Below are 5,103 nucleotides of genomic sequence, written 5' to 3'. Positions count from 1 at the left end.
GGGTAAACTGGGCTTGATCACTTGACCAATGGACTAAACCGTGATATTTTGTTTGCGAAGTTCTTTGTAAGGCAAAGTGAATCCGTATGACTACCCTGACTTCCCGACCCATCACCATGTCTACTGCGCCCGCTCAACCACTCCCCTACGACCCAGATCCGGAGCGCCTGCCCCGGCATGTCGCGATCATCTGTGATGGTAACGGGCGCTGGGCCAAGGATCGAGGGCTGCCGCGTCTTTCCGGGCACTGGCAGGGCTACCAGAGTGTCCGTGAGGTCGTGCGGGCTGCGTCGGACATGAAGCTTGAGGCGCTTACCCTCTATGCCTTCTCCACCGAAAACTGGCGTCGCCCACAGGCCGAGACCGATGGGCTGATGCGGCTCTTCGTGGAGGGCGCACGCCGCGAGCTCAAGGAGCTTCATGAGAACAATGTCCAGATGCGCTTCTCCGGGCGGCTTGAGGCGCTCCCCGCGGACCTGAGAAAAGAGCTGGATCGGCACTGCGAGGTCACCCGTGCCAACACCGGCCTCGTGCTCAATGTCTGCCTGAACTACGGTGGGCGGGCCGAGATCGTGAACGCGGCGCGGCGTCTGGCGGAGAAAGTCGCGGCGGGGGAAATCACACCCGATGAGATCACGGACACGCTTTTTGAACAAGAACTCTACACTGCCGGAATGCCCGATCCCGACTTGCTCATCCGCCCCGCAGGTGACCTTCGCATCTCTAACTACTTGCTCTGGCAGATCGCCTACGCCGAGATCTATTTCACCCCCGTCCGCTGGCCGGACTTTCGCAAGCCGCATCTTGAAGAAGCCATCGCCGAGTTCCAGCGCCGCGAGCGCCGCTTCGGCGGGCTGAAATAGCGCCCAATGGAATTGGGCGTCAACTAATGACTTCGTCCCTCAGCCGCAAAGCCCGTGCCGGGCTACCGAATCTATCCCCAGCCCGGAACGGGCTTCGCGGCACGCAGTGCCACTGCAGACGCCGGTTTCCAACCGGCGGCGCGGTAAAATACCCACATGTTAACGCGCCGTATTTTTCTCGCTGCCGTCTGTGCTCTGGCCGCGCTTCCTGCTTTCGCTCAAGATAAACTTGATCTGACGATTCTCCATACCAACGATCTTCATGGGCACACGCTGCCGTTTTCTTACACGGAGCCAGGGCGCAGCAAGAACGAGCAGACATCGGTGGGCGGCGCGGCGCGGCGGGCAACGCTGATCCGTGAGCTGAAGAAAAAGGCGAAGAACCCGGTGCTGGTGATTGATCTGGGCGATGTCGCCACACGCGGCCCGCTCACCAATGCGTATGAGGGAATCGCGGATATCGAGGCACTGAACGCGACGGGCTACGATATCGGGACGATCGGTAACAACGAGTTCAAGCTGAAAGACGCCGCCGAGCGCTTCGATGCCGCCGGGGCGCAGAACGCACTCCTGCAAGTCCTGCGCCGCTCGCACTTTCCGTGGGTCTGCGCCAATGCGGGCATCGGTGATCCGGCCAAGGGCGAGCTGATTCCCGGTGTCCATCCCTATCTGGTTCGTGAGATCAACGGGGTAAGAATTGGTTTTTTAGGACTGACCGCGCCCCGCTCCAACGGCTATCCACAGGTGAAAGGCTGGTGGGTGAGCGATCCGGTCGAGGCGGCGAAAAAATGGATTCCGATCGTCCGCAAGAACTGTGATGTGCTGATTGCTCTGACCCATGTTGGCGTAGACGACGACACAAAGCTCGCGCAGCAGACGACGGGGATAGATGCGATTGTGGGCGGCGACTCGCACACGTTTCTGTATAAGCCACTGGTTGTCAATGGCGTCCCGATTGTCCAGACCGGCGAGTTTGGCGTGAATTTAGGCAAGTTCGACCTCCACTTTGCCAAAACGCCTGGTCTTAATGGTGGCTGGAAACTGGCGGGCTACGAGTACGCGTTGCTTCCCATCACCTCGAAGCTCAAAGAGGCCAAAGATGTGAAAGCCGTCGCCGACGCCTACGCCGCCCCGCTGAAGAACGGGATTGCCGCGACGCTCCCCGAGCGTTTCCTAGGCACAACCCCCGTGGAGCGGACACACCGAACCACCGAGACGATTGCGGCGGCGCTGGCAAAGGCCACGCACTCCGAGATTGGCTTGCACGTGGAAGGCGACGGGCTCTTCGAGGTTTTTCGCACCCAGACGCTGACCCGCTACGATATCTGGGCCGTGATGCCCTTTAAGAATAAAGTCGCCACGCTCACGATGACGGGCGCGGAGCTTGCCGAGCTGAAGCAGAAAACTAAGGGCCTGGTTCTCAGCGCCCCAGCCCGCGATCCAAACAAGACCTACACCGTCGCGCTGGTGGACTTTACCGCCACGGGAACCCTCAAGCTTGATGCTAGCCGCCTGAGTATCGGCGGCGATCTGCGCGAGGCTGTGATTACCGGTCTGCAACAGCTCCGGTAATCACCACGGTCTTGCCCGCAGGCAGTGTGACGAGCTTGGTCTCCGCCGAGCCCTGGACGCGTAGGGGCACTTTCAGGGTATTGGCGCAGATAAGCGTCGCGCGGGTGAGCTTGCCGTCCTCCCAAGAAATACTCACGGTGATGCCGCCACGGGCGCGCAGGCCGGTGATGCTGCCTGATTTCCAATCCGGCGGGAGGGCGGGGAGCAGGTGAAGCTCCGCGGCGTGGCTTTGCAGCAGACACTCCGCGATTCCCGCGGTCGCGCCGAAGTTGCCGTTGCCCTGGGTAAGGAGTACGCTCAGATGCTCCTGAACGGCCTCGCTATCCTCGAAGCGGGCGGCGAGGCAGAGCAGCCAGGCGCGGCTGAGGTTCGTGTCGAGGGTCTTTTTGAGTGCCGCCGCCTGCTCGGGGTTCTGGCGGAGCGTGATCGCGTTGCCAGGGTAGAAGGCGTAGGCGTGGCTGATGTGCGGGGGAGAGAGCTTTTCCAGCGCCCGCTCCAGCTCGCTCTGGAAAGCATCGTCCACGCTGAGCATCTGCGCGAGAGCCAGTGTGTTCTCCCAGCACTCGCGAGTAATTTGCAGATCCATGCTCGCGCCAGGCATGGGGCCGGTGAGCAAAGACTCGGATATGCCTTTGAGAGTGGGGTAGATGCGCCGCAGATGTTTTTGTTTTTCCGGGGCGAAGCGCCAGTGCTCGAAGAGATGCTGACAGAGACATGCCGCATCCAGCGGCCTGATCCCGCCGATTGTGCTCTCGATAGAGTCAAAGAGCGCTTCGTGGCAGTCCGAGAGGCTGGTGACCTCAGCGGGCCAGTAGTGCATCAGTCCCTGCAAGTTCGGGGGAAGCCCGCTGGGGCGAGAGCGGGTGATGAGCAAGTAGCGCCCGTAGTGAAAATACAGCGCGGCAAGTCCGGGGTCATTTGGGTGGAGCGTGAGGCGCTGATCCGTGGGAACTTTGGGGTTTGCGGTGGGCAGGCTCAGCTCGACACGGCGAAAGAGGCGCTGGTGTTCGGCTTGGTGGCGTGCGAGCAGCTCGTTGTAGGGGCGATGAAACGCGGCTTCAAGTGTTGCCAGCGCCGCCTCGGGGTCGCGGCCCTGCCCGCTTGTGGCTGCTGTCAGAAAGAGCGTGACAAGCGTTGCATCCACGATCTGGATCGTGTTATCGGTGGCCTTGACCAGGCCGCCTTCCACTCGTGCGCGAACAAAGCAGGCGAAGTGCATCCCTTCAGCCGTGCCCTCGCGCTCGATCTGACCGCGTAGCGCCAGGCTATCGCGCCCCACGGCTTTTATTTCGCACTCTGTTGCATCCTCACCTTCGCCCCACGTCAGGCTAATCTTGAGGTTCAGGCTGCCCGGCGTGTCGGTGTGAAAACGGACAATAATTACATTGTCGGGAGCACTGGAGAAGACATCGCGCGTGAAGCGTGTGCTCTTTGCCGTAAACGCCGTGCTCGCCACGGCGGCGTTTAAGTCGAGCGCGCGCCGGTAGTTCTTGGATGGGCCGGGGAGCACTTGCTCGATAAATAAGTCCCCCAGGCTCGGGAGCGATTCCTCATTAAGCTGAATCCGCTCGTGCTCGATTCCGCCAAAGACCAGCGCCCCGAGGCGTCCATTGCCCACAGGAAGCGCCGTGTTTCCGTTCGCGGCAGGCTGCTCATACCAGAGAGTTGTTTCATGCATACTCCGCTGAGTTTATCAGAAGAGGGCACGTGGGCGGCTTGCTCTAGGATTTCGTCGTCGTCGGCTCCGTAAAAGCGATAAAATTGTGGCATGAAAGCCCGGCCCGCCTTGCTCACTGTTGCGGGGCTGGCGCTTGTCGGGGGGATCGTGCTCTGGAAGCGCGGGCAGACGCCGCTTCCGCCACTGAGCAAGTCGCTCTGGTACTGGCACCGCCCGTTTCGCTTCAAGCCGGACGACGCCACGGAGCTACGCGCGGCGGGAGTGGTGGAGATTTTTGTGCATGCGGGGCTGCTCTACAGAAGCGACGAAAACAGCGGAAAGCTTGGGGTGACACTTCGGCAGAGCTGGAAGAGCCGTGCTGATGGCCTCAAAATTCATCTGGTTTTTAATGCGTCGCCGGATGTTCTCGCGCACCTGGAAGCGCTCCCCAACGAGGCAATGGCAAGTGTGATCGCCGAAGCGGCTACGGTGCAGAAGCAGGCGGCGCAGAAAGCGGGCGTGGCGGTAATCGGGCTCCAGTGCGATCTGGATTTCCCGACCCGGCTTCTTCCACGCTACGCCACTCTCTTAAAACTGCTTCGCCAGAAACTCCCCGGCTGGCAGCTCTCCGCCACACTGCTCTCTAGCTGGTACACGAGCCGCAAGCTGGACAGCGTGCTGGAGGTTCTAGATTTCTCCGTGCCACAGTTTTATGAGTCGCAGACCCCGCGCCGCTACGCCGACTTCACTCCGATCTTTAGCCCGAAAGTGCTGGAGCGTGGCCTCGCTGCCGCAGGCCGCCGTGGCAAGCCGTTTCGCGCTGGGCTTCCCGCCTACGGCCACGCGCTGGTCTTTGATGGGCCGGGGCGACTGCGCGGAATGTACCGTGATGGCGGCGCGGACACGCTCGCTTCCGATCCCGCCTTTCGCTGCCTGCGCGCCGAGACCGATCCCGGTACCGGTAACCGACGATTAGAGTTCACGGCGGCCCCGGAAAGTGCCGTGGACTAT

The 5,103-nt window shown here is 61.4% G+C and carries 4 protein-coding genes; 3 read left to right on the top strand and 1 reads right to left on the bottom strand.

All coding sequences use genetic code 11. The features are described 5' to 3' along the window. Positions 1 to 116: 116 nt before the first annotated feature. Both ACH2EH_RS08810 and ACH2EH_RS08805 read left to right on the top strand, forming a co-directional pair. A complete protein-coding gene (locus ACH2EH_RS08810) occupies positions 117 to 863 on the top strand; it encodes an isoprenyl transferase (RefSeq protein WP_395140855.1) in 747 nt (248 codons plus the stop codon). A gap of 156 nt (positions 864 to 1,019) precedes the next feature. Beyond that, complete coding sequence (locus ACH2EH_RS08805; protein ID WP_395140853.1) at positions 1,020 to 2,435, top strand: bifunctional metallophosphatase/5'-nucleotidase; 1,416 nt, start codon at positions 1,020 to 1,022, stop codon at positions 2,433 to 2,435. Here ACH2EH_RS08805 and ACH2EH_RS08800 read toward each other — a convergent pair. Beyond that, complete coding sequence (locus tag ACH2EH_RS08800) at positions 2,410 to 4,113, bottom strand: glycosyl hydrolase family 95 catalytic domain-containing protein (protein WP_395140851.1); 1,704 nt, start codon at positions 4,111 to 4,113, stop codon at positions 2,410 to 2,412. The genes ACH2EH_RS08805 and ACH2EH_RS08800 overlap by 26 nt on opposite strands. 90 nt (positions 4,114 to 4,203) lie before the next feature. Here ACH2EH_RS08800 and ACH2EH_RS08795 point away from each other — a divergent pair. Then, on the top strand, positions 4,204 to 5,103 hold a 900-nt coding region (locus ACH2EH_RS08795), incomplete at its 3' end, for a DUF3142 domain-containing protein (protein WP_395140849.1).

Origin of the sequence: Armatimonas sp. (assembly GCF_043760365.1) — a bacterium.
Taxonomy (GTDB): Bacteria; Armatimonadota; Armatimonadia; order Armatimonadales; family Armatimonadaceae; genus Armatimonas.
Note: the sequence above shows the minus strand (reverse complement) of the source record. Positions and strands in the feature narration are given on the sequence as shown.

Bases quoted from the DNA above. Each gene is read 5' to 3' on its own strand.
- ACH2EH_RS08810 (WP_395140855.1), top strand. From the start codon at position 117: ATGTCTACTGCGCCCGCTCAACCACTCCCCTACGACCCAGATCCGGAG.
- ACH2EH_RS08805 (WP_395140853.1), top strand. From the start codon at position 1,020: ATGTTAACGCGCCGTATTTTTCTCGCTGCCGTCTGTGCTCTGGCCGCG.
- ACH2EH_RS08800 (WP_395140851.1), bottom strand. From the start codon at position 4,113: ATGCATGAAACAACTCTCTGGTATGAGCAGCCTGCCGCGAACGGAAAC.